The sequence below is a fragment of the Streptomyces sp. NPDC057654 genome, from assembly GCF_042800135.1.
Classification (GTDB): domain Bacteria; phylum Actinomycetota; class Actinomycetes; order Streptomycetales; family Streptomycetaceae; genus Streptomyces.
On sequence record NZ_JBHVHQ010001326.1, the window covers coordinates 1 to 1,525 of the forward strand.

At 72.3% G+C, this 1,525-nt stretch carries 3 protein-coding genes; all 3 read right to left on the reverse strand.

The window, feature by feature from the left end:
• Nucleotides 1–12: 12 nt before the first annotated feature.
• Nucleotides 13–615, reverse strand: coding sequence for a DUF6349 family protein (locus tag ACFU99_RS43290; protein WP_384404192.1), 603 nt, complete (start codon nt 613–615; stop codon nt 13–15).
• Nucleotides 612–1,019: a DUF6181 family protein gene (locus ACFU99_RS43295; RefSeq protein ID WP_384404195.1), complete on the reverse strand. Its 408-nt coding sequence runs from the start codon at nt 1,017–1,019 to the stop codon at nt 612–614. Before ACFU99_RS43295 ends, ACFU99_RS43290 begins: the two co-directional genes overlap by 4 nt.
• Before the next feature lie 75 nt (nt 1,020–1,094).
• Nucleotides 1,095–1,525: DUF6197 family protein (locus tag ACFU99_RS43300; protein ID WP_384404198.1), on the reverse strand; the 431-nt coding region annotated here is incomplete at its 5' end.

Consider the following 1,525-nt stretch of genomic DNA (forward strand, 5'->3'; position numbering starts at 1 on the left):
GTCCGCGGGGCGCTAGAAGAGTTCGGCCTGCTCGGCGGGGCTGGTGTCCGCCTGCCGGCTGGGTTTGGCTACCCAGAGTTCGTACCGGGGCCGGCGGCGGTGCGGCGGCCGGTGCGGTTCCGTTCGGCGTCGGGACCAGACGACCAGCGGGGCGCCCGCCTCCACCCAGCCGCGGGGGTACCCGGCAGCGATCCGGGCCCACAGGAGTTGGTTCCGGGGCAGGTCCCAGGATTCCCCGCGGTTCGGCGTGATGGGGAGTGCCTGCCAGCCGGGGAACGCGTGGTCGTGGGCGTCTGAGATCGCGGCGTTGAATGCCACGCGCCCTGGGCCTGGGGGTATGTCTCCTTCCCAGTCGCAGGCGAGACAGCCCCCGCGGTACTGGTCGTCGTCCTTCCCGTACGTGCGGCGGGTGAGCAGGGTGGGGCTGTGGTGCTCGGGCGGGGTGGGGTCGTGGCCGAAGTCGGAGTAGGCGCCGCCGGGGTGTCCGTGGAGGATGTGCCACGTCTCGCAGGCATGCACGCCGTGTACGGGGCGGGTGCGGCTGCGCTGGTTGCGCCCTTGCCAGTAGTAGGTCTGCCGGTCGCGGGCGCCGCGTGGTTCGGGGTACGTGGTCACGGCTGGTCGCTCCAGAGGTCGGCGTGGACGGTGTGCAGGAGCGGTTCGGCGAGAAACTGCTGTTCGTCCGGGGCGGTGGTGAACCGGTGGCCGTAGGCGCGGCGTATCGCTCGGCGGGCGGCATGGTGGCGGTCGTTGTTGCTGTCGTACCTGGTGCGGGTGAGGACGTCGTATCCGTGCTGGGTGAGGACGTCGGCCACGAGGGCGCGGGTCTGGACGGCGTCGAGCGTCGTCAGGTCGTGCTCGGCGGGTGCGGCGATGAGTACGCGGGTGAGTTCGGATGCGCTGAGCCGAAGTTGCAGGGGGACGCCGACGCGGGCGACGCCGTCCTTGCTGGGCTGCGCGGCACCGCGTCGGCCTGCTGTCCGGGCGGGTGGGGTGGAGTCGTGTTTCGTCGCGTGCATGGTGCTGGGCTTTCTGGTCGTGAACGTCCGGGGCGGCGGGGCCGGGGGCGGCGGGATCGTCCCCGGCGGCGGCCGTCAGAAGAGGCAGGTGGCGCGGTCGGCGGCGGCGCGGAGTGCGTGGGCGGCGTCTTCGGCAGTTCGGCCGGGATCGGCACTCCATCGGTCGATGAGGTCGCGGTGCAGCCGCTTGGCGGCTGCGAGATCGTCTGCTTCGAGGTGGTGCCCAGTGAGGTGCTCGGACAGGGTGCGAAGTGCCTCGTCGCGGGCTTGCCAGATGCGGTCCCAGTCGTAGGTGTGCCGGCTGCTTCCGCGTCCGTGGCCGGCGGCGACTTCGACGGCGCCGCGCGGCCAGCACGGCAGGGTGACGGTGCGGCCGGGGCCGTCGAAGAGGCCGGGCCCCTGGTGGAGGCCGACGTGTTCGATGTGGTGGGCGGCCCATTCGAGAATCGCGGTGGGGTCGTCAGGGATGACGACGCTCTCGGGGCTGTAGCGGATCGGCATGGTGG